Here is a 24,105-nt window from a genome sequence, read left to right as displayed (position 1 = left end):
TGGCTGTCCAGGTAGTCACCTGGGCCACGCAATTGTTTATCAGCGCCTACGGGATTTACAGCCTGTGGGTCAAAGCCCGTCCAACCCGGTTGTCTGCCGCCTGTTCGCTGTCGCAGGGGTGTACGCCGAGCTACCCTTGTTGTTACTGGCGCTGTGTTTGTTGCCGGCCATGGCGGTGGGTTGTGGGTTGGCCGGCGGTTGACCCTGAGGTTGTCCCGCGAGGCGTTCGTGCGGCTGGTGACCTGGCTGGTGCTGGCCAGCGGGATCGCGTTGATCGGGCGTTATTTGAGTACTTGACCTGAGTGCGTCAGGGATTAAGCTGCCGGCCGCAAATCCATGTGGGAGCGAGCCTGCTCGCGATGGCGGTGGGTCAGGCAACTTCAAGGTGGCTGCACCGACCGAATCGCCAGCAGGCTCACTCCCACAAGGGTGATCATTCAGAACATGCAGGCTTGTGCCATGAATTCTCAAAGCATCATCGTCCCGAAAATCTCCACCCTGCCGGTGCACGAACCCCGAGCAAGGGCGGTCGTGCGGTGGCTGGTGCGCAAGAACATCATCAAGGAAGAACTCACCACCTGCGGCCGCACCGGCAGCCGCATGGGCCACGCGATCGCCGACGGTGCCCGTGCCGTGGTGCTGCACCCGCAAGCGCTGCCGTTCGGTGAGCCGATCAATGGCCTGGAGATCATTACCAAGCGCTGCATCTATACGCCGGCCAAGGGCTTTCTGGAGGAAGCGGGCTGCGCCGAGTGCCGCAAGGAAGTCGGCGAGGCGCTGTTCGAAAGCCTGGAAGACTGGATGCCGGGGCGTACCGATAACTTCACCTGCCCCGAATGCGGGCATGAAGATGACATCAACGGATTTCTGTTCCTGCAGGAGTGCGGGTTTTCCAACCTGGGGTTTATCTTCAACAATTGGGCCGAGGCAGGGTTCAAACAGAGCTTTATCGATGAGTTTGCCGATTGGCTGGATCAGCCGGTCAGTTGGGTAAAAGTCGAACTCTGATCCCTGCCCCCCCCCTGTAGGAGCTGCCGCAGGCTGCGATCTTTTGATTTTGATCTTCATAAAGCAAGATCAAAAGATCGCAGCCTGCGGCAGCTCCTACAGGGGCGATATGTTCCGTATATCTATAAGGTTGATAATAGACAGAGTTTTACATTGAACCCGAGGGGGTGTCTGACTATAATGGCGCGCTTCCATTTTCCCGCTCGGGAGCCCCCGCGATGCTGCGTATCAGCCAAGAAGCTCTGACATTCGACGACATTCTCCTAGTGCCCGGTTATTCCGAGGTGCTTCCTAACGAAGTCAGTCTCAAGACCCGCCTAACCCGTGGCATCGAGCTGAATATTCCTCTGGTTTCTGCCGCCATGGACACCGTCACTGAAGCCCGACTGGCAATTGCCATGGCTCAGGAAGGTGGCATCGGTATTATCCACAAGAACATGACCATCGAGCAGCAAGCTGCCGAAGTGCGCAAGGTCAAGCGTTACGAAGCCGGCGTGGTCAAGGATCCGATCACCATCGAGGCTGACGCCACGGTGCGTGAACTGTTCGAACTGACCCGCCTGCACAACATCTCCGGTGTTCCGGTACTGCACGATGGCGACCTGGTCGGCATCGTCACTTCCCGTGACGTGCGTTTTGAAAACCGTATGGAAGCCACTGTCCGTGAAGTGATGACGCCTAAAGAGCGCCTGGTCACGGTCAAGGAAGGCGCCGACAAGAACGACGTTCGCGAGCTGTTGCACAAACACCGCATCGAACGCGTCCTGATCGTTGACGGCAAGTTTGCCCTCAAGGGCATGATGACCGTCAATGACATCGAAAAAGCCAAGGCTTACCCGCTGGCCAGCAAGGACGATCAAGGTCGTCTGCGCGTAGGCGCTGCAGTCGGTACCGGTAAAGATACGGGCGATCGCGTTGCGGCGCTGGTCAATGCCGGCGTTGACGTGGTGGTGGTCGACACTGCCCACGGTCACTCCAAGGGTGTGATCGACCGCGTTCGCTGGGTCAAGCAGAACTTCCCTGACGTGCAGGTCATCGGCGGCAACATCGCCACCGGCGCTGCCGCCAAGGCCCTGGCCGAAGCAGGCGCTGATGCAGTCAAGGTCGGTATCGGCCCTGGCTCGATCTGCACCACCCGTATCGTCGCGGGTGTCGGCGTCCCGCAAATCAGTGCCATCGCCAACGTCGCCGCAGCCCTTGAAGGCACCGGCGTTCCGTTGATCGCCGACGGCGGCATCCGTTTCTCCGGTGACCTGTCCAAGGCCATCGTAGCCGGTGCTTCCTGCGTGATGATGGGCTCGATGTTCGCCGGTACTGAAGAAGCGCCGGGCGAAATCGAACTGTTCCAGGGCCGTTCGTACAAGGCTTACCGTGGCATGGGTTCGCTGGGCGCCATGTCCCAGGCCCAGGGCTCTTCCGACCGCTACTTCCAGGATTCCTCGGCAGGCGCCGAGAAGCTTGTACCTGAAGGCATCGAAGGGCGTGTTCCGTACAAGGGCACCCTGAGCGCCATCATTCACCAGCTGATGGGCGGCCTGCGTTCCTCGATGGGTTACACCGGCAGTGCCGACATCGAAGAAATGCGCACCAAGCCCGAGTTCGTGCGGATCACCGGCGCCGGCATGGCCGAGTCCCACGTGCATGACGTGCAGATCACCAAGGAAGCGCCAAACTACCGCGTAGGTTGAGGCTTCAAGCACAAAGTTAAGTAACCGGGGCTGTTTTCTTCAGCCCCGAGTTGTTTCTGAATCACGACTGTTTCTGAATTACTTAGACGAGACTGAATCATGTCCCTCGACATTCACGCTCACCGCATCCTGATCCTCGACTTCGGTTCCCAGTACACCCAGCTGATTGCCCGCCGCGTGCGTGAGATCGGCGTGTACTGCGAACTGCATCCGTTCGACATGGATGAAGACGCGATTCGCGAATTCGCTCCGAAAGGCGTCATTCTCGCCGGCGGCCCCGAGTCCGTGCACGAAGCCAACAGCCCGCGCTGCCCGCAGGCGGTGTTTGACCTGGGCGTGCCGGTCTTCGGTATCTGCTACGGCATGCAGACCATGGCTGAACAGCTGGGTGGCAAGGTTGAAGGTTCCGAGCTGCGTGAGTTCGGTTACGCCCGTGTCGACGTGGTCGGCAAGAGCCGCCTGCTCGACGGCATCGAAGACCACATCGACGCTGACGGCCTGTTCGGCCTCGACGTGTGGATGAGCCATGGTGACAAGGTCACCAGGATGCCGCAGGAATTCCACATCCTGGCCAGCACTCCAAGCTGCCCGATCGCCGGCATGTTCGACGACGCTCGCGGCTACTACGGCGTGCAGTTCCACCCGGAAGTGACCCACACCAAGCAGGGCGGTCGCATCCTGTCGCGTTTCATCCTCGACATCTGCGGCTGTGAAGCCCTGTGGACTCCGTCGAAGATTGCCGAAGACGCCATCGCCAACATCCGCGCCCAGGTGGGTACCGACAACGTACTGCTGGGCCTGTCCGGCGGCGTCGACTCCTCGGTGGTTGCGGCCCTGTTGCACAAGGCCATCGGCGACCAGCTGACCTGCGTCTTTGTCGACAACGGCCTGCTGCGCCTGCACGAAGGTGAGCAAGTGATGGCCATGTTCGCTGAGAACATGGGCGTCAAGGTGATCCGCGCCAACGCTGAGGACCAGTTCCTCAACAACCTGGCTGGCGAAAGCGACCCGGAGAAAAAGCGCAAGATCATCGGTCGCACCTTCATCGACGTGTTTGATGCCCAGTCCAACAAACTGGACAACATCAAATACCTCGCCCAGGGCACCATCTACCCGGACGTGATCGAGTCGGCTGGCGCGAAAAGCGGCAAGGCCCACGTGATCAAGTCGCACCACAACGTGGGCGGCCTGCCGGAAGAAATGAACCTCAAGCTGGTTGAACCCCTGCGCGAGCTGTTCAAGGACGAAGTCCGTCGCTTGGGCCTGGAACTCGGCCTGCCGTACGACATGGTCTACCGTCACCCGTTCCCGGGCCCGGGCCTGGGCGTGCGGATCCTCGGTGAAGTGAAGAAGGAATACGCCGACCTGTTGCGTCGTGCCGACCACATCTTCATCGAAGAACTGCGCAAGGCCGACTGGTACCACAAGGTCAGCCAGGCGTTCGTAGTGTTCCAGCCGGTGAAATCGGTTGGCGTGGTTGGCGATGGCCGTCGTTACGCCTGGGTCGTGGCCCTGCGTGCCGTGGAAACCATCGACTTCATGACCGCGCGTTGGGCACACCTGCCCTACGAACTGCTGGAAACCGTCAGCGGCCGGATCATCAATGAAATCGAAGGCATCTCCCGCGTGACCTACGACGTGTCGAGCAAGCCGCCAGCGACCATTGAGTGGGAATGATTGGACGTCCGGCATTGTCCGGCACCAACTAGCAAGAAATGCCCTGAAGCCCGCGTAATTGCGGGCTTTTGGCTTTTTGGGTCTGGCAAATTCTGGCAGCTTTGTGCATCAGCCTGAAACAACAAAACCCGCATTGGCGGGCTTTGTTGTTTCAGGCGAAGACGTTGATCAGAAGTCGTAACGCACGTTCGCAGTGAAGGTGTCGGCGTCGAAACCACTGCTGGTCAGGTAGTTGTACGTTCCTCCCACACTCCACGCACCCACGCGGTAGTTCGCGCCCACTCCCAGCTCATAGCTGTCGCGCGCCGGTGTCGCGCCTGTGGTGGTGAACGGGGTACCGCCGAGCACGAAAGTGGAGGTGGTGGCGGCCTTGTCGCCGATGAAATCGTGCCAGGCCATCAGCTTGGCTTGCGGTTCCAGGCTGCCCACACCTACGTCAAAAGCAGCTGCCAGACGGGCACCCAGGCCCATTTCGCCGATTTCATAGCGCTGGCTGCCGACGTCGAGGGCGGCTGAGCTACCTTTTTCACGGTACGAATCCATCGATACGTTGGCATAGCGCGCACCGATCTGTGGTTCCAGCAGCCACTGCTTGTCGAGCTGGAAAGTATAGCCAGCCAGTGCGTTGACGCCGAAGATCTCACTGTCGTAGTCGGCTTTGGCGCGGGTACCGGCGATGTAGCGTTTGGACTCGTTGTCGTTCCAGCCATACATCAGCGAGGTGTCGACAAAGAAGTTGTCACGAGCCCAGTTGCCGTACAGCGTCAGTGCATGGCCGCTGACGTCGGTTTTTTTGCCCAGATCGGATTTGACGTCGCTGGTCAGGTAGCTGTAAGCCAGGCCCACCGTGGTATCGGCGTTGAGCTTGCCGTCGGCACCCACGGCGATGCCGTTGGTATTTGCGTCGTAGCCGTCGACACCATGGCGGGTGTCCTGGTTGGCATCGCTGGACAGTGCTTGCATCCATACGCCTTGTTCTGCCAAGACGTCACCGGAGGACAGACCGCTACGCGCTTTGCTGGCGCGGCGGTTGATGGCACTTGCGACCAGGTTCTGGCTGTTGGTGGCGGCGTTGATGACTCCACGGCTGACGTCCGGGGTCAGAGTTTCGGCAAGTTTGGCCAGGTCTTCACTGGTGGCTGCGTTGGCGAAACTCTGGAATACCGGGTCGCTTTCGTCCATCTGGCCCATGACCGTGTTCTTGACCGGCTTGATGGCGTTTACCGCGTTGCCCGAACCACTGGCACCCTGCAGGTCTTCCGTGATCACCTCATCACTGCGGGTGGCAACCAGTGCTTTCACGTCCTGGCCTTCAATGCCGAAGTTCCTCACCTCAAGCAGCGCCGATGAGGAAACCACGGACAGATTCTGCGGGTCTTCCCAAGTGCCAGAGTTGATGAGGGTGTAGCGCGTGCCCTGGGCTGACGTGCGGAAGTCGTCGGTTCGAGCCTGCAGTTCGATCTGGCTACCTGGAGAGAAGAAAGTATTACCGGTGACTTTCAGGATCGGCGTATTGGGCAGTGTGTTGTTATCCAGCAGCAGGCGCAGGCGCGCTGTTTCGCTGTCCATGTCGAGGTCGCCCACGATCGTAGTCTGCGGGCGAAGCAGCGTCAGGCGGCCACCGTCGATATCGACGAAACCGGCGCGGATGGTCGAGCCATCGAACATCGCGTCCCCTTGTACCAGTACACCACTCAGGCCCAGCAGGTCACCCTTGACCTGGCCACCTTGCCAGTAGAAATACGAAGGGGAGGCATTGTCGTCCGCCAGAATTGCTGCAGTGCCGCCTTCGATCAGGCCGCCTGTCTGCCTGATGGATAGGGTGTCGAAACCGCCGGAGGTGTCAAGACTGCGAAAGCGGATACCGACCCCGTCAGCGGAGATAGTCCCGCTGTTGTTGATATCGCTCTGGAAGGGAGCGCCTGTCATCTGACCGGTAAAGCGTGCCTCTTCGATGTCGATACCCACAGAGTCGATGCCGCGCGCGGTGATAGTGCCCGAGTTATTGATGCGCGCCTGGGTCGAGGTTATCAGCATGCCTTCGGCTTGTTCGCCAGCCACAGTGATGTTGCCGTTGTTGTTCACTTCACCTGCGATCTTCGCCAGATACAGGTCCAGGCCGACGACGGCGTTGCCGCTCACCGTAATGTCGCCATTGTTTATCAGGTCGCCACCGACGTTGGAATTGAGGGTCATGGCGATACCGGACGGGAAGTCGGTGGGGTTCGCAGCCGTCAGGTTAATTTTGCCCTGGTTGACCAGGTTACCCGCCAGGGTCACGTTGATCAGCTCTACACCTGCGTTTTGCGACGTCCCGGTGAAGGTGGCGTTATTGAAAACATCACCGGAGCTGCTGTATGCCCCTGTGCTCAGGTCGTGGTTGAAGTCGGGTGCGGGTGCGGCATGGACCGTGGCAGTAGTAGTCGCGACGGACAGCGCCAACAACGAGCGGCGCAGGTGGGAAATGTTCAAGGCAGTATCCTTACAGGGCAGAAACCGGCAGGGAACAACCCACGCGTCAGCGTCTGTTTTAGGCATCCCTGCCAGCTTGTCAGTGAAGTGCTGATTCAAGCGCGCTCAAATTTACACGATGCTTGTAGGATAATTCATCAAAAAAAGAACAAATGACGAGAAAATAGCTAAAAAATGTGACGCTACAGTTGTTTGTTTAGGCTTTTCGGGGTTATTCAGCAATAAATGGAACTTTAGGGTCGCAGTTGCGGTCGCGCCCGGGTCAGGCCCCAGGGGGATAGGATTCGGATGTTTTAAACGAACCTGCCCACCCTGAGTTTCATGATTTTAATGTGCCAACGGAGTGTTAGCCCATCGGCTCCATGTCGCTTCCCACCCCTTATCATGGCTTACTCTTAGTACATGGACGCACTGGGAGAGCGGCGAGCCAAGCGCCTGTTGGTACCTGTCAGCTAAACTACCTGGAATAATCAGGTCTGCTTCTGCGATGAGATGACGCTGGGGTAATAGGGCGAGTCGATTACGATAGTCCAGCGGATCCAGTGAACCGTTGAGTGGCGACAGTCCTTTCATCTTCGCCCACAGACGTGGACTGAGATTGCCAGCAAGGGTTTGCACCTGGGTAACATCATTGCGCTGCGCCGCTAACAATAATGCGAGAGCGGCGCCACCTGAATACCCCACTAGTTCGAACTCCCTATTGCCATATCGCTGTTTTAATTGATCCAGCGCCTGGCTGAGGCGGGTGACCACTTCCTGAGAAAATCGTCGATTGGTCCAGAGTGCTGATTGACAGGCTGCGGCCATGACGAACTGGCAGGGGCGTGCCAGGTACGTATTCGGTGTCGGATCATCGACCGCCAACCGTGGCACTAACAGATTGTGTGGGCTCGGATCCAGGCTGGGTTGAGTGGCCGTCGCCCAGGAATGGCCATCGCCTTCCAGGTAGACACGCAGGCGAGTCATCTTTTCTGCAGTTTGCGGCGCAAGTAACAAGAGGGGGAAGGCGTGTCCCGGCAGGACCTCCAATTGTCGGCCGTGCTCATCAGCCAGTTGTTGCAGTGCCTCGCGCGGCGATTGGCAGGCGATGAGAAGCGCGCTGATCGTCACCATCCAGGCTTTAGAGAGGCCGGTGCGACAGCAAGGAAAGTATCTACTCATCATATGTCATAGTGCACCATTGCCAATGGAGGCCTCGGCAGGTTACACCAGTGTGGTGCCGTACAGTCCGTTGCGCAGATCGTTCATTACCTGCTTTCTTTTGCTGATGGGTTACCGGCGGCCTTCGCACACCGGTGATTCTCCGATGCGGCCTTCCTTGCACAGGTCAATGTTATCTGTGCGCTTGAAACCGGAGTCTTTCATGCAATAAAACTGCGTGAGTACCTGGTCAATCGGCGTCGTGTCCCCCGTCCCTGTCAGGTTGGTATAGCCGCATGCGGTCATAGCGCTTTTAACACCCTCTTGCGAGACCCCGCTTTTTTTCCAATTGGTAAATTCCGGGGGAGGCGGTTGAAAGCCCCTTCCCGTGCAGCCAACCAGTAACGCAGCGCAAAAACTCAACAGCAGGTTCCTGGTAAACATGGCGTTCTTCCTTATGGTTTGACTCGGGTTAATGTGAGACGCCGTAGGGTGAATCTCTCCAGAAGGGCTTGCAAGCGGTCCTGCCATCGTCATAGCAGCTGTGCGCTGTTTTATCGCCGTCCAGTACTTCGGTCATTGGATCTTGAGTAAATATTATAAGGTCAGTGTGGTATCGACAGAGCGGTCAATTCCACAGCAGCACCGATAGAGTACAAGGAACTTTTACTCTGCAAATGGCTCCATACAGTCCTTCTTTTAGACGGTTCAGGGATTGAATGAAAATTTCTTTGGCGTTTCCGTTAGCAATCACTTTCGCTCTTATCATGACGGGCTGCAGCAGCCGTGAGTCGGGTGACCTTACTTCAGAGCCGGTAGTTCCACTGGCCATGAATGACCATCAAGCAAGCGTGACTTTCCGTACAATAGGCGGCGAGGGTGATCGTCCTGTCAGTTATACCTACGGGTATGCCAATGCTGGATTTGTGAGCGCGGGTGAACGGGTTTATGACTCTGCTTACTTCAAGCGTGTACCGGCTTATCTGAAGAAAATCGCAGGTGGTACTGACAGCATCAGTAAGCTGGTCGAGGCGGACAAAACTATGTACGTGCAAGGGGAGGTCAAGGACAAACCGTTTACCTTTAACGGTATTCCCATGCCTACGCCGTTCGACAAGGAGCAGCCTGTTGCGCAGCAATTCACGCCGCAAGCCAAGAGGAATTATGTGGTTGAAACCGTGATCGCCGACACCTGGGTCATGAACGTGTACGAAGTCTCCGCAACGGGTGAACGCAAAACCATTGGCGTTCCAAAAAGAGATGCCGGCGCAAACTGACCGCGCAGGGATCTTGGAGAGGCAAAGATCTTTTTCGGCTAGGCCCGCCTCCGGCTGCGGCCATCCGCCGCGCCGCCCTTACTGTTTCTCAACTGCAGGTGTATCGTATTCGCCTTTTACCGGCCCCCGGGCCGGTGCAGATAAGTGAGGTAGCTGAGTTCATGTCCTTTACCCGTCGCCAAATTCTCGGTGGCCTGTCCGGTCTTGTTGTCGTTGGTCTCGGAGCGGGTGGCGCCTCGCGGTACTGGCTGGGCAAGATGGCTGACGCCGACGCGGGTCATGACTACGAATTGATCGCGGCGCCACTGGACGTCGAACTGGTCCCTGGGCACACCACCCAAGCCTGGGCGTTCGGCCCTTCGGCGCCGGGCACCGAGTTGCGCGTGCGCCAGGGCGAATGGCTGCGAGTGCGTTTCATCAACCACCTGCCGGTCGCCACGACTATTCACTGGCACGGCATCCGCCTGCCGCTGGAGATGGACGGCGTGCCCTATGTGTCGCAGCTCCCGGTTCTGCCGGGTGAGTATTTCGACTACAAGTTTCGTGTCCCCGATGCCGGCAGCTATTGGTATCACCCCCACGTAAACAGCAGCGAAGAACTTGGCCGTGGCCTGGTCGGTCCGCTGATTGTGGAAGAGCGCGAGCCTACCGGTTTCAAATATGAAAAGACCTTGAGCCTGAAGAGCTGGCACGTCGATGAAGAGGGCGCGTTCGTTGCGTTCAGCATCCCTCGCGAAGCGGCCCGGGGTGGCACCGCAGGGCGCTTGTCGACCATCAACGGAGTGTCCCAGGCGGTGATCGATTTGCCCGCCGGGCAGATCACCCGCGTGCGCCTGCTCAACCTAGACAACACCCTGACCTATCGACTGAACATTCCCGGCGTTGAAGCGCAGATCTACGCGCTGGATGGCAACCCTATCGAACCGCGCCCGCTGGGCAAGGAGTACTGGCTCGGCCCGGGCATGCGCATTTGCCTGGCGATCAAGGCGCCTGCCGCGGGTGAAGAGTTATCCCTGCGCAACGGCCCGGTCCGCCTGGGGACCTTGCGCTCGGTGGCCAACACCGACGCGCCGAGCCAATGGCCCCCCGCACTGCCGCCTAACCCGGTGGCCGAGCCGGACCTGGCCAATGCCGAGAAACTCAACTTCAATTTCGAATGGGTGGGCTCGGTGTCGGTCAACGTCGATAACGGCAAGCCGCCCAGCCTTTGGCAGATCAATGGCCAGGCCTGGGACATTACCGATAAAACCTGCGCCGACCGGCCGATTGCCAAGCTCGAAAAGGGCAAGAGCTACATCTTCGAACTGAAAAACATGACCCAGTATCAGCACCCGATCCACTTGCACGGCATGAGCTTCAAAGTGATTGCCTCAAACCGTCACAAGGTCATTCCGTACTTCACGGACACCTACCTGCTGGGCAAGAACGAGCGCGCACAGGTCGCCCTGGTGGCGGATAATCCCGGCGTGTGGATGTTTCATTGTCATGTGATCGACCACATGGAAACCGGCCTGATGGCCGCCATCGAGGTGGCGTGATGCGGCAGATTCGCCCTGCTGCGATCATCGATCGCAGCCGTGACCAGGATTTCATGCGCGAGGCGCTGGCCCTCGCGGCCCAAGGCGCGGCATTGGGAGAGGTGCCCGTCGGTGCGGTGCTGGTGCAGGATGGAGAAATCATCGGTCGTGGCTTCAATTGCCCGATCAGCGGCAACGACCCCAGCGCCCATGCCGAGATGGTCGCGATCCGCGCTGCGGCATTGGCCGCCAGCAACTACCGCCTGCCCGGCAGCACGCTCTACGTAACCCTTGAACCCTGCAGCATGTGCGCGGGGTTGATCGTGCATTCGCGGATTGCGCGGGTGGTGTATGGCGCCCTGGAGCCCAAGGCGGGGATTGTGCAGAGCCAGGGGCAGTTCTTTACCCAGGGTTTTTTGAATCACCGGGTGTTGTTTGAAGGCGGGGTTTTGGCGCAGGAGTGTGGCGCAGTGCTGAGCGAGTTCTTCAAGGCGCGCCGGGCCAAACCCTAATCACCAATCCCCTTGTAGGAGCGAGCTTGCTCGCGATGGTCGTCAACGAAAACGCTGGGAGCCTGATTCCCCACGGCGCTCTCGAGTTCATCGCGAGCAAGCTCGCTCCTACAGGGGGAAGTTTATTTGCGGGCTACGATGACGGCACGCATCGGCGCCGGCAGGCCTTCGATCGTCTTGCTGTGATCCTCTGGATCAAGGAAATCGCTCAACGACTGATACTTCATCCACTGCGTCCCGCGCTGTTCCTCGACAGTGGTCACGCTCACATCCACGCACTTCACTTCGGTGAAACCGGCGCGGCGCAACCAGAGCATAAGCGCCGGAACCGACGGCAGGAACCATACATTGCGCATCTGTGCGTAACGGTCTTCGGGTACCAGCACCTGCTGCTGATCGCCTTCGATCACCAGCGTCTCCAGCACCAGTTCGCCACCCTTGACCAGGCAATCCTTCAGCGCCAGCAAATGCTCGATCGGCGAACGGCGGTGGTAGAACACGCCCATCGAAAACACCGTGTCGAAGCCTTCCATGTTCGGCGGCAGGTCTTCGAACGGAAACGGCAGGTGCCAGGCATTCGGTTCGGACAGGTAACGCTGCACGGCCTGGAACTGGCAGAAGAACAGCCAGTTCGGATCAACGCCAATCACACTGTCGGCACCGGCACCGAGCATGCGCCACATGTAGTAGCCATTGCCGCAGCCGACATCGAGGATGCGTTTGCCCTTCAAATCCAGATGCGGCGCAACCCGCGACCACTTCCAGTCCGAGCGCCACTCGGTGTCGACGTGCACGCCGAACAAATCGAACGGCCCCTTGCGCCACGGTGACAAACCCATCAGCGCCGTGCGCATCTGCGCGCGGGTGTCGTCGTCGCAATCGGTGTCCAGGGTCAGGCCGTTGAGCAAATCGACTTCACTCGGCTGGATCTTCGGCAAGGCGTCCAGCGCGCTTTGCCAACGCTCCAGATCGCCATGGCCTTTTTCCATTTTCTTGTCGAGCTGGGCTTGCAGCGTGTTGGCCCAATCGGCCAGCGGGGTGCCAGCGAGACGGCGGGCGAGGGGAGACAGATCAATCATGGCAAGGCAATCAACGAGGCAAAGTTAAGACACTGGAACCACGGCACGACTTTCGAGAACCCGGCCGCGAGCAGGCGCTTCCGGTGTTCTTCGAGGCTGTCGGGCTTCATGACGTTTTCGATGGCGCTGCGCTTCTGGGCAATCTCCAGCTCGCTGTAGCCGTTGGCGCGCTTGAAGGCGACGTGCAGGTCGGTGAGCAGCGCATGTTCTTCAGGATCGTTGAAGCGCAGTTTTTCCGACAGAATCAGCGCGCCTCCTGGAACCAGAGCCTGGCGGATACGCGCGAGCAGCGCGGTGCGCTGCTCCGGGGCGATGAATTGCAGGGTGAAGTTAAGTGCCACCACCGAGGCCGGCTGGAACTCGAGTGCCAGGATGTCGCCTTCGATTACCTCCACCGGCAGCAACTCCTGAAACATCGAGTCCTGGCCGTTGAGGTATTCGCGGCAGCGTTCAACCATGGCCACCGAGTTATCCACAGCGATCACGCGGCAGCCGTCCGTGCGCACGTGCCGGCGCAACGCCTGGGTCACGGCACCGAGGGACGAGCCCAGGTCATAGAGCACGCTGTCGGGCTGGGCAAACTGCGCGGCGAGCACCCCGAGATTCTCGACGATGGTTGGGTAACCCGGCACCGAGCGCTTGATCATGTCCGGGAAGACCCTCACCACATCCTCGTTGAAGGCGAAGTCAGGCACCTGGGCCAACGGCTGGGCGAAAAGGCGATCGGGTTCTTTGCTCACGGCGGTTCCAGCGGCATGGGTGGAAAAGGCCGGCATTTTAGCCAACTTGGCGCGCTGATGCGCGGGTTGTCTGATAAACCGTAAATCAAAAGATCGCAGCCTGGCAGCTCCTACCTTGCAACGCGATCCCCTGCAGGCGCTGCCGCAGGCTCGGGTCGCGTGCGGACGATTTTTTTCTCAGGCGCGGCGCGGTTCGGTGGCGAACGCCGAAGCCGCAATCCCCCACTGCCCCAGCCAATAGCTCAGGATGATCACATACGGCGCCGCCTCGAACGGCATCACGAAGCGACTGATGCCGATCACGCTGTCGGAAAACACGAAGGCCACTGCGCCGGCCGCCGCCAGCATGGCCGAACGTTGCGGCACATCGGTGCCCAGGCGGGCCAATGCGCGCCAGAGCATCGTGCTGATCGCCAGGCCGTAGACAATCACCGGGATCAGCAAAGGCCCCAAACCACTGGCAATCAGAATCCCCAATAACAGGGCACCGACAACCAGGGCCAGGATCAGCGGCATTACCGCCAACCGGCGGCAATCACTCAGATACGCCTTCAAGTACGCCAGATGCGCGACCAGAAAGGCCCCGAGACCAAAAACGAACAAATCCATCGGCCACGCCAGCAACACATCGCCAAGCAGGGAGAAAATCAGGCCGAGGCTGATCCAGCGGCGATATTCACTGGGCGGCGCATCATGCAACCAGCCGAGCAGGGCCAGTATTGGCAATGGCTTGACCAGCAGACACAGCAGCGTGGCATGCACGCTGAGGCCGTACAGGAACGTCACCGCGCCCATCAGCGCCAGAATCAGCCAGCCCATGGTCAGTTCACCGAGATCGCGCAGTCGAAGGTGTCTACCGGCAACACCTCAGGTGCCCAGGGTTGCTGGGAGGTCAGGCGCAGGCGTCCGGTGCCGGTGGCGAAGGCCTGGAAGCGCCAGGTCGAAATCCCGGCGGAGCCGACGATGCCGGCGTCTTCAGGGTTGCTGTACACCTCGGGGCCGAGGGCGTGCAGCACGCCGCCAGCCGAGTCCTGAATCGCCCAGCGGTAGCCCGTGGTCGGGTTGCTGGGCAGCGTCACAATCAGGTTCTGCCCGTTATGCAGCTTGGCCGGGCATTGGCTCTGTTTTTCCACGGTCAGGTTCTGGCCCGGTTGCGAGGAGCAGGCGGCAAGCAGAGCGAGGCTCATGGGAACAAGCAGGCGAATCGGGGACATGGGCTCAGCGGCTCCGGCGGTGACGACGAACGGCGAGCATAACTGAAGATGAGACAGAGTGTGACAGTCGCTCGGAGGCGACCAGGAAGAGGGCGGCGTCACTGCCGACGTTATCGCGAGCAAGCTCGCTCCCACAGGTTTGTCGCAATCCCTGTGGGAGCGAGCTTGCTCGCGATGACGGTGTTGCAGGCGCTACTGGATGATCAGAACAATATCTTCGCCACATCCGCAAAACGCTTGGCAAAGTGCACGGTGATCCCTTCCTTCAGGTACTCCGGCAACTCCTCAAAGCTCCCGCGATTGGGCTCCGGCAAGATCAATTCGAAAATCTTCTGCCGACGCGCCGCAATCACTTTCTCGCGCACCCCGCCAATGGGCAGCACGTGCCCGGTCAAGGTCAGTTCACCGGTCATTGCCACGCCTTTTTTCGGCGGCTGGTTGCGCGCCAGGGACAGCAGGGCGCTGGCCATGGTGACACCCGCGCTCGGGCCGTCCTTGGGCGTGGCGCCCTCTGGAACGTGCAGGTGCACAAAGGCTTCGTCGAAGAACTTCGGATCGCCGCCGAACGACTTCAGGTTCGAGCTCACGTAGCTGTAGGCAATCTCTGCCGATTCCTTCATCACATCGCCCAGTTGACCGGTGAGCTTAAAGCCACGGTTGAGCGTATGGATGCGGGTTGCTTCGATCGGCAAGGTCGCACCGCCCATGCTGGTCCAGGCAAGACCGGTGATGACACCCGTACCGGAGAGCACTTGCTCGTTGCGGAACACCGGGTGACCGAGGGAGGCTTCGAGGTCTTTCGGGCCGAGCTTGATCACCGCTTTGGGTTCGTCGATCAGCTTCACCACCGCCTTGCGCACCAGTTTGCCCAGTTGTTTTTCCAACTGGCGCACCCCGGCTTCACGGGCGTAGCCATCGATCAACGCTTTCAGCGCGCTGTCGCTGATCGACAGGCTGCCCTTGGAGACGCCGGCTTTTTCCAGCTGCTTGGGCCACAGGTGACGCTTGGCGATGGCGATTTTTTCTTCGGTGATGTAGCCCGACAGGCGAATCACTTCCATCCGGTCCAGCAGCGGGCCGGGAATTGAATCCAGGGTGTTGGCGGTGCACACGAACAGGACTTTGGACAGGTCCATGCGCAAGTCCAGGTAATGGTCGAGGAATTCGACGTTCTGTTCCGGGTCCAGGGTTTCCAGCAGCGCCGAGGCCGGGTCGCCCTGGTAGCTCTGGCCCATCTTGTCGATCTCGTCGAGCATGATCACCGGGTTCATCACTTCGACGTCTTTGAGCGCCTGCACCAGCTTGCCCGGTTGTGCGCCGATGTAGGTGCGCCGGTGGCCCTTGATCTCGGCTTCGTCGCGCATGCCGCCGAGGCTGAAGCGATAGAACGGACGACCCAGGGACTCGGCGATGGATTTGCCGACACTGGTCTTGCCCACACCGGGCGGCCCGACCAGCAGCACAATGGAGCCACTGATTTCGCCTTTATAGGCACCCACGGCGAGAAATTCGAGGATGCGGTCCTTGATGTCGTCCAGGCCGGCGTGGTGTTTGTCCAGTACCTTGCGGGCGTGCTTGAGGTCCAGCTTGTCCTTGCCGTAGACGCCCCAAGGCACCGAAGTCGCCCAGTCGAGGTAATTGCGGGTGACCGCATACTCCGGCGAGCCGGTTTCGAGAATCGACAGCTTGTTGATTTCTTCGGCAATGCGCTTCTGCGCCTGAGCCGAAAGCACCTTGCCTTCCAGGCGCTGTTCGAACTGTTCGATGTCGGCGCTACGATCGTCCTTGGTCAGGCCCAGCTCCTGCTGGATGACCTTCAGTTGCTCCTTGAGGAAGAACTCGCGCTGGTGTTCGCCAATCTTACGGTTCACCTCGGCGGAGATTTCTTTCTGCAGGCGCGCGACTTCGACTTCCTTGCGCAGCATGGGCAGGACTTTTTCCATGCGCTTGAGCATCGGCACACAGTCGAGCACTTCCTGCAGCTCATTGCCGGTGGCGGAAGTGAGGGCGGCGGCGAAGTCGGTCAGGGGGGATGGATCGTTGGGGCTGAAGCGATTGAGGTAGTTCTTCAGCTCTTCGCTGTACAGCGGGTTGAGCGGCAACAGTTCCTTGATCGCGTTAATCAGCGCCATCCCATAGGCCTTGACCTCGTCGGTCGGCTCGGTGGGCTGGTGCGGGTATTCGACTTCCACCAGATAAGGCGGGCGGTGGTGCTTGAGCCAGGTGCGGATGCGCACGCGGGTCAGGCCCTGGGCGACGAACTGCAGTTTGCCGTTTTCGCGGCTGGCGTGATGCACCTTGACCAGCGTGCCGTAGAGCGGCAGGGCCGAGGTGTCGAAATGGCGCGGGTCTTCCTGGGGCGTGTCCATGTAGAACAGGGCCAGGGAGTGGTGCTCGGATTTGCTGACCAGATCCAGGGTTTCCGCCCAGGGTTCTTCATTGACGATGACCGGGAGTACCTGGGCCGGGAAGAAGGGGCGGTTGTGGATCGGGATGATGTAGACCTTGTCCGGCAGGTTCTGCCCGGGGAGTGCGAGGCCTTTGCCGGTGGAGTGGTGCTCGGCGTTCTCGGGGTCTGCGTACTCGCTGGGGTCTTCGGGAAATTCTTGCTGGTCGCTCATGGGGCACCTGCGCAATGGGATATGGGTCTTAGATGGGGCAGGTGGCGTGTGGTTTCAATGGCGAGGGATATTTCAGGGCGTGTGTTCAGTGTTTTGACAGCATGGAGTATTCGAATGCCGGACAAAATCCCCTGTAGGAGCTGCCGCAGGCTGCGATCTTTTGATCTTGATTTTTAAGGTCAAAAGATCGCAGCCTGCGGCAGCTCCTACAGTAGAACGTCAGTGGCCACAGCAATGGCCACCGGGGCACAAAAAAGGCGACCGCCTCAAAGGGGTCGCCTTTCGTTTAACCGCCGCTAATACTTACTCGGACAGTTTGTAAGCAATTACGTAGTCACCCTGCTTGGTGCCCAGGGAGCCATGACCGCCGGCCATGACCAGCACGTACTGCTTGCCGTCCTTGCCGGTGTAGGTCATCGGCGTGGTTTGCGCGCCGGCAGGCAGGCGGCCTTCCCACAGCTGCTTGCCGTTCTTCACGTCGTAGGCACGCAGGTACTGGTCGAGGGTGCCGCTCAGGAAGCCCACGCCCCCGGCGGTGACGAAGGTCCCGCCCAGGCTCGGAACGCCCATGCTCAGCGGGATCGGAACCGGCGAGCTGTCACGCACGGTGCCGTTCTTGTGCTTCCACAGGACTTTCGAGGTGGTCAGGTCGATCGCTGCCACGTAGCCCCAGGCGGGTGCCTGGCACGGCAGGCCCATTGGCGACAGCAGGGCTTCGAGGACAACGCCGTATGGCGCACCTTTGTTTGGCTGCACGCCTTCGGTTTCGCTTTTACGCGGGCCTTGGGCAGCGATTTCGGCGGCCGGGATCATCTTCGATTTGAACGCCATGTAGCTTGGGTTCACGAAGGCGATCTGGCGCACCGGGTCAACCGAGATACCGCCCCAGTCGAACACGCCGAAGTTGCCTGGATAGACGATCGAACCCTGCAGCGATGGCGGTGTGAACGGGCCGTCGTAGCGCATGGATTTGAAGTCAATCCGGCAGATCAGTTGATCGAAAGGGGTCACGCCCCACATGTCACGCTCCTGAAGCGGTGGTGGCATGAGGTTCAGGTCGGATTTGGGCTGGGTAGGCGAGGTGTGGTCACCCGCAACAGCGCCTTGCGGTACCGGCACTTCGTTGATCGGCACGATCGGCTTGCCGGTGCTGCGGTCCAGTACATAGATGCTGCCCTGCTTGGTGGAGGCGAGCACCGCTGGCTTGACGCCGTCAGCGGTTTTCAGGTCCATCAGGGTAGGCTGGCCACCGACGTCCATGTCCCACAGGTCATGGTGGGTGAACTGCATGTGCCAGCGCACCTGGCCAGTGGCGATATCCAGTGCGGTCAGGCCGGCAGCGTGCAGTTCCGATTCAGGAGTACGATCGCCACCGAATTGGTCCGGGGTCTGGTTGCCCATTGGCAGGTAGAGCATGCCGAGTTTTTCGTCGACCGCGAACATCGACCACATGTTTGGCGAGTTGCGGGTGTAGACCTGGCCTTCGGCAATCGGTGTGGTGTCGTCCGGTTTGCCGCTGTCCCAGTTCCACACCAGCTTGCCGGTGTGCACGTCGAACGCGCGGATCACGCCGCTTGGTTCATCGGTGGAAACGTTGTCGGTGACGTGACCGCCAATCACGACCAGGTCTTTGGTGATGGCCGGTGGCGAGGTGGAGTAGTAACCGCCGGCATTGAAGCCGCCGATGTTGGCGCTCAGGTCGACCTGGCCACCGTTACCGAAGTCTTCGCACATCTTGCCGGTGTCGGCGTTCAGCGCGATCAGGCGGGTGTCGGCAGTTGGCAGGAAGATGCGACGCGGGCAGGCGTTGCTGGCCGGCGCCGGGCTGGCAGTACCTGTCGGGCTTTGCTCGGACGCGTAGACGGCGTCATCGTGATACGACACGCCGCGGCAGGTCATGTGCGCCCAACCCTTGAAGTCCGCCGCGTTCTGCGTGGAGAGCTTCGGATCGAAACGCCAGATTTCCTTGCCGGTGTCCGGATCAAGAGCGATCACCTGGCTGTGTGGCGTACACACATACAGCATGCCGTTGACTTTCAGCGGGGTGTTTTCCGCAGTGGTCTCGCCTGGATCGTTTGGTCCCGGGATGTCGCCGGTACGGTATTCCCAGGCCGGAACCAGTTTGTGGGCGTTTTCCGGGGTGATCTGCGCCAATGGCGAGTAACGATCGCCGTGGGCGCTACGGCCGTAGGAGTTCCAGTCACCGTCCGGCATGGCCGGGGCAGTGTTGGCCATGCCCGGCACGCTGTCGCGGTCCAGTTGGCCCTTGATTTCACCCGGGTTGGTGAACTGGCTGGCCAGTGCGGTTGCACCGGCGATCACCACGGCCACGGCCAGAACGCCGGTGGTCATGGGGCCCGTGCCTTCGCGCAACATCGGACGGCGGAACCACGGCAGCAACATGGCGATGCCCAGGGCAAACAGCAGCGCCAGGCGTGGCACCAGTTGCCACCAGTCCAGGCCCACTTCCCAAAGCGACCAGACGGTGCTGGCGAACAGCACCAGTGCGTACAGGCTCAGCGCAGCACGTCGTGCAGCGATCAGCAGCGCGCCGGTCAGCGTCAGGCCGATACCGGCCAGCAGGTAGTAAAGCGAGCCGCCCAGCATGCTCAGCTTGATTCCCCCGGCCAGCATGGCCAGGCCCATTAGCAAAAGCAGAATGCCGAGCAGAGTCGGCAGTAGACGGCTTCGACTCAAAGCACCATCAGTGCTCATAGTGTGGTTCTCCGTGACGTTTAAGTAGTCCCGCGCAAGTTCACTGTAGATGACGATCTGGCGTGGGCATGGTTCAGATAAAAAACGGCCCTTTGCAGGAGCGAGCTCGCGATGGTCGTCAACGATGACGCTGGGTGTCTGGTGCCCTGCGGTGTTCTCGGGTCCATCGCGAGCAAGCTCGCTCCTACAGTGGGGTCAGGGTGTTGATTAGAACGAAGACTGGATCTTGATCCCGCCAATCAGCGCGTCATCGACCTTGTCCACCCCACCTGGGTGGCGGATGTACTGCAGGTTCGGGCGCACGGTCAGCCAGTTGGTGACGTGCACGCCGTAATAGAGTTCGGCGCTGTATTCGGTGTCCTGCGGCGGCAGGTAGGTCGGATCGTCGAAGTCGGACACGGCGCGAGCCTGGTTGGTCGCCTCGGCGTTCTTGCGATATGCCGGGTTGACGTGCACTCGCGCCATGGCGAAACCGATATCGTCCTTGGCCCGTGCATCAAACAGACCCTTGTAGACGACCCCGGCCTGAACATAGTTGTCGATGGCGTTGGTCTTCTTGTCGTGCATCGTGCCGTTGGCGAACACGCTCAGCCCCCGGGAGTTGTCACTGGCACGGCTGGTCAGTTGCTGTTGCACGCCAAGCCACAGGCCATGTTTGCTCGAAGCGCTGCGGTAGGCTTCACCACTCAGGGCTGCCGGCTGGCCATTGCTGTCCTTATAGGCATCGGTGGCCTTGGCGTTGCTGTAGTAATAGCCGACGCGGTACTCGCCTGGCAGGCCATTGACCTTGGGTGACCACACCAGCTCCACCGGCAGGATCGCACCCTGGGTGCCGCTGCCACTGAGCTTGAAGCCATTGTTGCGGTCCAGGTTGGACGGGTTCTGCTCGTACGCCCCGACCTGCGCGTACAACTCTGGCGTCAGGTGATATTTGACGCGTAGGGCCCACTGGCTGACCGGCCAGTTGTACCAGATGCCACCCACCCAGTTGCCCACCTGGGAGCCGCAGAACGCCAGGTTCTGGAAATCGCACGGGAAGCTGTTGAAGTCCTCGCCTTCCCCGAAGCGGCCGGCCTTGATGTCGAGCCTCTGGTCGAAGAATTTCTGCTGGTACCACATTTGCGTCAGACGCCAGGTCTGCCCGCGTCCCCAGACTTCCTGGGCCGAAGTAAACCCGCCGACGCGCGGGTCGTTGATGCGGTCATTACTGATGTTGTTGCCGCTGCGTTCGGTGACGGTCAGCTGGAATTCGGCCGCGTCCCAGCCGAGAATTTTCTGCAGGTCCAGATGGGTGCCCAGACCGAACTGGTCGCTGTAGCGTGCGGTGCGATCGTGGTCGTAGCCACCGTGCAGGTTGCTGCCCATTTCACCGGTGTAATCGACCTTGAAGTCGTAGCCTTTTTCCGCAAGCTCGGTGCGACTGCCGTTCCAGTCACCCAGCATCCAGGGCGATTCGCTATCGAAGGCTGGGGCAGCCTGGGCACAGGTAACCAGGCTCATCGCGGTGAAGCCGCCGATCAGGTGGAGCATTTTCAGGCGGGCAACAGGTGCGCAGACAGCGCTGTCTTGCGAAACGTGCAAATCGGGCATGAGAAGAATTTCTTTGATCTTTTTCTAGGGGATGAACTGAAAAGCGCAAGGGTGGAGCAGGCAGCAGAAGCGTTTCAGCCGGGAAGGGCGTAAGGATAATGTTCTGTTACAAATAGAGAAAGCGCTTTTGCTGAGATGCATCCTTTCGGATTTGGTAACAGTCATGTGCGACCGCTTGCCGCAGGGATTTAACCGGCAAAAAACACACCCTGTGGCAGCGGGTTTGCGGTGCTCAAATATACCCGGGCCATGGTGTAAACCCCGGATGGTGATCACCCTGCGCATCGCGAGGCAGGCGAGTACGCAAAACCCAAAACCGTAGAAGGTGCCGAAGGCTGCGATCTTTTCTCGTTGGCCTACAGTTAACTGAGCCCTTTCACCAATCGAAGCCCTCGGCTAAGGTGCGCGGCTTCTTTATTCTTTCTTCGCGCAAAGGCCCGGCATGACCGAACAGAACAACAACCCGCTGCACGGCGTGACCCTGGAGCAGATCCTCAATGTACTGGTTGAGCACTACGAATGGTCGGGGCTGGCCGAGCATATCGACATCCGCTGCTTCAAGAGCGATCCGAGCATCAAGTCGAGCCTGACTTTCCTGCGTAAAACCCCGTGGGCCCGGGAGAAGGTCGAAGGTCTGTACGTGAAATTGATGCGCACCAAGCGTCCGCTCTGAACATGCCCGGCCAAGCCGTGGCAAAGCGCCGTTTCGTCGCCGTGGCAGCAGTGCTCGGCTGGGTGGGGCTGAGCATTCAGCTGTACCTGATTCTCTATTCGCGCTTCACCCTTGAGGCCAGCCTGATGGGCGGGCTGGTGAGTTTTTTCAGTTATTTCACCGTGCTGAGCAACACCTTGGTGGCCGCGGTTCTGACCTGTGACCTGACCTCCCGGGAATCAGCCACGCGACGCTGGTTCCTGCAACCGTGGGTGAGCAGCGGGGTGATGGTAAGCATCGTCGTGGTCGGGGTGGCGTACAGCGTGTTGCTGCGACATCTGTGGCACCCCGAAGGCTGGCAGTTCCTGGCCGACGAGCTGATGCACGACGTGATGCCGCTGCTGTACCTGGCCTATTGGTGGTTCTGCGTTCCCAAGGGCACGTTGCGCCTGCGGCACATTGGCCTGTGGGTGATTTACCCGATAATTTACTTCGCGTGCGTGTTGTTCCGCGGACATGCGTTGGCGGTGTATCCCTATCCGTTCATCAATGTCGACAAGTTGGGTTATCCACAAGTTTTGATCAACGCCAGTGGCGTATTGGCCGGGTTCATAGCGAGCGCGTTGATCGTGTTGTGGTTGGATCGGCGTCGCTGACAGCCAGTTTCGCAACATGAAGACGGTCATTTTGTGGGCGGACTCGCCGGGAAATTAGGAATATTCCTATGTTGCTAGGCGGTGATGTCGTGGACCTTCAATTCGTTCTTCGTTCTTCGTTCTTCGTTCTTCGTTCTTCGTTCTTCGTTCTTTGAAGGTGCGCAGGCAGGCTTTTAGTTTGCTCATAAAATTTATTGTATGGAGTGTATCGATAGCGACAGCGCGAAGTTCAGAGGCGATGCTATTTTTTATATAATTTTTAAAGGGAAGAGAAGGCAATGGATTTGTCGCGTGTTCTGACTTCAACATTATTTCGCTGGTTGCTGATTGCGACCTTTGCTGGCGCTGCAGGGGTGTCCGGTGCGGCTGATGTTGATGTTGAGTTAGAGTTTGTGCCAGACGCTGGCACACCCAACAATAAATATTTCACTAACAAAACGCCTCTCACAGGGATTTGTGCGGAGTACCCCGACAAGTGCGCCGCACCGCACACAGGTAGTTCGAAAGTTAATGTCCGATTCAACAGTGGGCCCATCTATGACTTCCGCGAAAATACGGTCCAGTTCAGGATACCGTCAGCCTCGCGCTTCTCGGTAAAAGGCGTTAACGGAAAACAATATCCGGTAACACTTCATATACGCGGTGTCGGTGCTCGGTATGATCTTAGGCCTGCGACCGTCTTGTCGCTCACCGGCAAGAACCCACCAGAGGGGCATAAGTCTTTGTGGGTCGGTGGATGGTTTCAGGACGTCAATGCGCCATGCCGGGCTGTACCTGGTCTTGATTCGGGGAAGTCGATGGGTTTGTACAATTTTTTCTGGTACGGCCCGGAGGGGGCTGTCTGTGGGAAAAAAACACGGTACAGTCTTCCCGGACTGTATCTTGACTCGATGAACTTTATTTATGAAGTCGATACACCCAACCCTTATGAAATGGAAGCAGGAATCTACGAGGGCCTCATTACATATAATGTCGCAAGAGAGTTTGAACCTGGTTATTTTCTGACGCCGTATCAGACCAATATCTCGGTGAAAGTCACGCTGAGAGTCACCCACGTGTTACGCGTTAACTTTTATCTTGGCTATAAAGTCGAACTTGTTCCTGCGGGTGGCTGGGACAGGTGGGAGAGTATGGGGCGAACACCAACAGTATTGTCTGGTGATGCTCCGTTTCAGCTCAACGTTTCTTCACCGTTTACCGTCAAATTGCAATGTGGCGTGCCTCACTTCAGTGACTGCGCTTTGAAAAATTCAAGTGGCAAGATTGTAAGGCTGGATACCTTTTTCACTCCGCCTGAAGGCGTGATCGATGATGCAGGAGGCTCGCAGTATCCATTCAAGTACAGGCTCTCAGCATTGGCGCCGAAAAAATTTAACGTCTCCCAGTACGTTGCACATTTTGGGAAGCTGTATTTTCAAATACCAGCCAGTAGGGTCCCAACGATGGAGGCCGGAACGACGTATTCGGGCAATGTCACTGTAATCTGGGATTCGCAGGTTTGAGCGCAGAACCAGCCACCGTTGAGTGACTGGTTTGCCATCGCACCA

The 24,105-nt window shown here is 59.2% G+C and carries 19 protein-coding genes and 1 pseudogene; 10 read left to right on the top strand and 10 right to left on the bottom strand.

The genetic code is table 11. The features are described 5' to 3' along the window. Positions 1–32 precede the first annotated feature (32 nt). From AAEZ09_RS14340 to guaA, 4 genes and pseudogenes are all read left to right on the top strand, one after another. Positions 33–297: pseudogene (locus AAEZ09_RS14340) on the top strand (sulfite exporter TauE/SafE family protein); the annotation flags it as partial. A 162-nt stretch (positions 298–459) separates the two neighbouring features. Then, positions 460–1,008 carry a hypothetical protein gene (locus AAEZ09_RS14335; protein WP_045062141.1) on the top strand — a complete coding sequence of 183 codons (549 nt, stop codon included), beginning with the start codon at positions 460–462 and terminating at the stop codon, positions 1,006–1,008. Positions 1,009–1,226: 218 nt separating this feature from the next. Beyond that, positions 1,227–2,696 (top strand): IMP dehydrogenase, encoded by a 1,470-nt coding sequence (gene guaB / locus AAEZ09_RS14330; protein ID WP_045062144.1) that lies wholly within the window; start codon positions 1,227–1,229, stop codon positions 2,694–2,696. 99 nt (positions 2,697–2,795) lie between these two features. Beyond that, on the top strand, positions 2,796–4,373 hold the full coding sequence (gene guaA, locus AAEZ09_RS14325; protein WP_045062146.1) for a glutamine-hydrolyzing GMP synthase: 1,578 nt from the start codon (positions 2,796–2,798) through the stop codon (positions 4,371–4,373). Positions 4,374–4,541: 168 nt separating this feature from the next. Here the strand turns inward: guaA and AAEZ09_RS14320 are convergent, their stop codons facing one another. The 3 genes from AAEZ09_RS14320 to AAEZ09_RS14310 form a co-directional block, all read right to left on the bottom strand. Further along, positions 4,542–6,845 carry an autotransporter family protein gene (locus tag AAEZ09_RS14320; protein WP_225569512.1) on the bottom strand — a complete coding sequence of 768 codons (2,304 nt, stop codon included), beginning with the start codon at positions 6,843–6,845 and terminating at the stop codon, positions 4,542–4,544. 327 nt (positions 6,846–7,172) lie between these two features. Further along, positions 7,173–8,009 carry an alpha/beta hydrolase gene (locus AAEZ09_RS14315; RefSeq protein WP_082069120.1) on the bottom strand — a complete coding sequence of 279 codons (837 nt, stop codon included), beginning with the start codon at positions 8,007–8,009 and terminating at the stop codon, positions 7,173–7,175. A 108-nt stretch (positions 8,010–8,117) separates the two neighbouring features. After that, positions 8,118–8,429: a hypothetical protein gene (locus AAEZ09_RS14310; protein ID WP_045058051.1), complete on the bottom strand. Its 312-nt coding sequence runs from the start codon at positions 8,427–8,429 to the stop codon at positions 8,118–8,120. Positions 8,430–8,704: 275 nt separating this feature from the next. On the opposite strand from AAEZ09_RS14310, the gene AAEZ09_RS14305 reads away from it, so the two are divergent. The 3 genes from AAEZ09_RS14305 to tadA all read left to right on the top strand — a co-directional run bounded on the left by AAEZ09_RS14305 (position 8,705) and on the right by tadA (position 11,291). Continuing rightward, on the top strand, positions 8,705–9,262 hold the full coding sequence (locus tag AAEZ09_RS14305) for a hypothetical protein (RefSeq protein ID WP_225569511.1): 558 nt from the start codon (positions 8,705–8,707) through the stop codon (positions 9,260–9,262). Between the two features lie 161 nt (positions 9,263–9,423). After that, entirely contained in the window at positions 9,424–10,800 is a 1,377-nt protein-coding gene (locus tag AAEZ09_RS14300) for a multicopper oxidase family protein (protein WP_045058049.1), read from the top strand. Then, positions 10,800–11,291: a tRNA adenosine(34) deaminase TadA gene (gene tadA, locus AAEZ09_RS14295; RefSeq protein WP_205891633.1), complete on the top strand. Its 492-nt coding sequence runs from the start codon at positions 10,800–10,802 to the stop codon at positions 11,289–11,291. The genes AAEZ09_RS14300 and tadA overlap by 1 nt, the downstream gene beginning before the upstream one ends. A gap of 122 nt (positions 11,292–11,413) precedes the next feature. Here tadA and cmoB read toward each other — a convergent pair whose 3' ends face one another. From cmoB to AAEZ09_RS14260, 7 genes are all read right to left on the bottom strand, one after another. Then, positions 11,414–12,370: a tRNA 5-methoxyuridine(34)/uridine 5-oxyacetic acid(34) synthase CmoB gene (gene cmoB, locus AAEZ09_RS14290; RefSeq protein WP_350599834.1), complete on the bottom strand. Its 957-nt coding sequence runs from the start codon at positions 12,368–12,370 to the stop codon at positions 11,414–11,416. After that, positions 12,367–13,146, bottom strand: a complete 780-nt coding sequence (gene cmoA, locus AAEZ09_RS14285; RefSeq protein WP_350599833.1) for a carboxy-S-adenosyl-L-methionine synthase CmoA — start codon at positions 13,144–13,146, stop codon at positions 12,367–12,369. Before cmoA ends, cmoB begins: the two co-directional genes overlap by 4 nt. A 141-nt stretch (positions 13,147–13,287) precedes the next feature. Next, a complete protein-coding gene (locus tag AAEZ09_RS14280; protein WP_045058046.1) occupies positions 13,288–13,929 on the bottom strand; it encodes a lysoplasmalogenase in 642 nt (213 codons plus the stop codon). Positions 13,930–13,931: 2 nt separating this feature from the next. Next, positions 13,932–14,324, bottom strand: coding sequence for a protease inhibitor I42 family protein (locus AAEZ09_RS14275; RefSeq protein ID WP_045058045.1), 393 nt, complete (start codon positions 14,322–14,324; stop codon positions 13,932–13,934). Between the two features lie 203 nt (positions 14,325–14,527). Beyond that, a complete protein-coding gene (gene lon / locus AAEZ09_RS14270) occupies positions 14,528–16,945 on the bottom strand; it encodes an endopeptidase La (protein ID WP_350599832.1) in 2,418 nt (805 codons plus the stop codon). A 303-nt stretch (positions 16,946–17,248) separates the two neighbouring features. Further along, positions 17,249–19,660 carry a glucose/quinate/shikimate family membrane-bound PQQ-dependent dehydrogenase gene (locus AAEZ09_RS14265; RefSeq protein WP_350599831.1) on the bottom strand — a complete coding sequence of 804 codons (2,412 nt, stop codon included), beginning with the start codon at positions 19,658–19,660 and terminating at the stop codon, positions 17,249–17,251. Between the two features lie 207 nt (positions 19,661–19,867). Beyond that, positions 19,868–21,250 carry a carbohydrate porin gene (locus AAEZ09_RS14260; RefSeq protein ID WP_350599830.1) on the bottom strand — a complete coding sequence of 461 codons (1,383 nt, stop codon included), beginning with the start codon at positions 21,248–21,250 and terminating at the stop codon, positions 19,868–19,870. Positions 21,251–21,692: 442 nt separating this feature from the next. Between AAEZ09_RS14260 and AAEZ09_RS14255 the strand changes: the two genes are divergently transcribed. The 3 genes from AAEZ09_RS14255 (at position 21,693) to AAEZ09_RS14245 (ending at position 24,060) form a co-directional block, all read left to right on the top strand. Beyond that, on the top strand, positions 21,693–21,923 hold the full coding sequence (locus AAEZ09_RS14255; protein ID WP_350599829.1) for a VF530 family protein: 231 nt from the start codon (positions 21,693–21,695) through the stop codon (positions 21,921–21,923). Positions 21,924–21,925: 2 nt separating this feature from the next. Further along, entirely contained in the window at positions 21,926–22,558 is a 633-nt protein-coding gene (locus tag AAEZ09_RS14250; protein ID WP_350599828.1) for a Pr6Pr family membrane protein, read from the top strand. A 278-nt stretch (positions 22,559–22,836) separates the two neighbouring features. After that, positions 22,837–24,060, top strand: a complete 1,224-nt coding sequence (locus AAEZ09_RS14245) for a hypothetical protein (RefSeq protein WP_350599827.1) — start codon at positions 22,837–22,839, stop codon at positions 24,058–24,060. Positions 24,061–24,105: the final 45 nt, after the last annotated feature.

It is taken from the genome of Pseudomonas sp. 65/3-MNA-CIBAN-0223, assembly GCF_040310425.1.
In the GTDB taxonomy this organism is placed as follows: domain Bacteria; phylum Pseudomonadota; class Gammaproteobacteria; order Pseudomonadales; family Pseudomonadaceae; genus Aquipseudomonas; species Aquipseudomonas gregormendelii.
This window is presented reverse-complemented; position numbering and strand designations above follow the sequence as displayed.

What these genes read in the sequence shown, in the direction of transcription:
- AAEZ09_RS14335 (WP_045062141.1), top strand. Translation starts at nt 460, where the DNA reads ATGAATTCTCAAAGCATCATCGTCCCGAAAATCTCCACCCTGCCGGTG.
- guaB (WP_045062144.1), top strand. Translation starts at nt 1,227, where the DNA reads ATGCTGCGTATCAGCCAAGAAGCTCTGACATTCGACGACATTCTCCTA.
- guaA (WP_045062146.1), top strand. Translation starts at nt 2,796, where the DNA reads ATGTCCCTCGACATTCACGCTCACCGCATCCTGATCCTCGACTTCGGT.
- AAEZ09_RS14315 (WP_082069120.1), bottom strand. Translation starts at nt 8,009, where the DNA reads ATGATGAGTAGATACTTTCCTTGCTGTCGCACCGGCCTCTCTAAAGCC.
- AAEZ09_RS14310 (WP_045058051.1), bottom strand. Translation starts at nt 8,429, where the DNA reads ATGTTTACCAGGAACCTGCTGTTGAGTTTTTGCGCTGCGTTACTGGTT.
- AAEZ09_RS14305 (WP_225569511.1), top strand. Translation starts at nt 8,705, where the DNA reads ATGAAAATTTCTTTGGCGTTTCCGTTAGCAATCACTTTCGCTCTTATC.
- AAEZ09_RS14300 (WP_045058049.1), top strand. Translation starts at nt 9,424, where the DNA reads ATGTCCTTTACCCGTCGCCAAATTCTCGGTGGCCTGTCCGGTCTTGTT.
- tadA (WP_205891633.1), top strand. Translation starts at nt 10,800, where the DNA reads ATGCGGCAGATTCGCCCTGCTGCGATCATCGATCGCAGCCGTGACCAG.
- cmoB (WP_350599834.1), bottom strand. Translation starts at nt 12,370, where the DNA reads ATGATTGATCTGTCTCCCCTCGCCCGCCGTCTCGCTGGCACCCCGCTG.
- cmoA (WP_350599833.1), bottom strand. Translation starts at nt 13,146, where the DNA reads ATGCCGGCCTTTTCCACCCATGCCGCTGGAACCGCCGTGAGCAAAGAA.
- AAEZ09_RS14280 (WP_045058046.1), bottom strand. Translation starts at nt 13,929, where the DNA reads ATGGGCTGGCTGATTCTGGCGCTGATGGGCGCGGTGACGTTCCTGTAC.
- AAEZ09_RS14275 (WP_045058045.1), bottom strand. Translation starts at nt 14,324, where the DNA reads ATGTCCCCGATTCGCCTGCTTGTTCCCATGAGCCTCGCTCTGCTTGCC.
- lon (WP_350599832.1), bottom strand. Translation starts at nt 16,945, where the DNA reads ATGAGCGACCAGCAAGAATTTCCCGAAGACCCCAGCGAGTACGCAGAC.
- AAEZ09_RS14265 (WP_350599831.1), bottom strand. Translation starts at nt 19,660, where the DNA reads ATGAGCACTGATGGTGCTTTGAGTCGAAGCCGTCTACTGCCGACTCTG.
- AAEZ09_RS14260 (WP_350599830.1), bottom strand. Translation starts at nt 21,250, where the DNA reads ATGCCCGATTTGCACGTTTCGCAAGACAGCGCTGTCTGCGCACCTGTT.
- AAEZ09_RS14255 (WP_350599829.1), top strand. Translation starts at nt 21,693, where the DNA reads ATGACCGAACAGAACAACAACCCGCTGCACGGCGTGACCCTGGAGCAG.
- AAEZ09_RS14250 (WP_350599828.1), top strand. Translation starts at nt 21,926, where the DNA reads ATGCCCGGCCAAGCCGTGGCAAAGCGCCGTTTCGTCGCCGTGGCAGCA.
- AAEZ09_RS14245 (WP_350599827.1), top strand. Translation starts at nt 22,837, where the DNA reads ATGGATTTGTCGCGTGTTCTGACTTCAACATTATTTCGCTGGTTGCTG.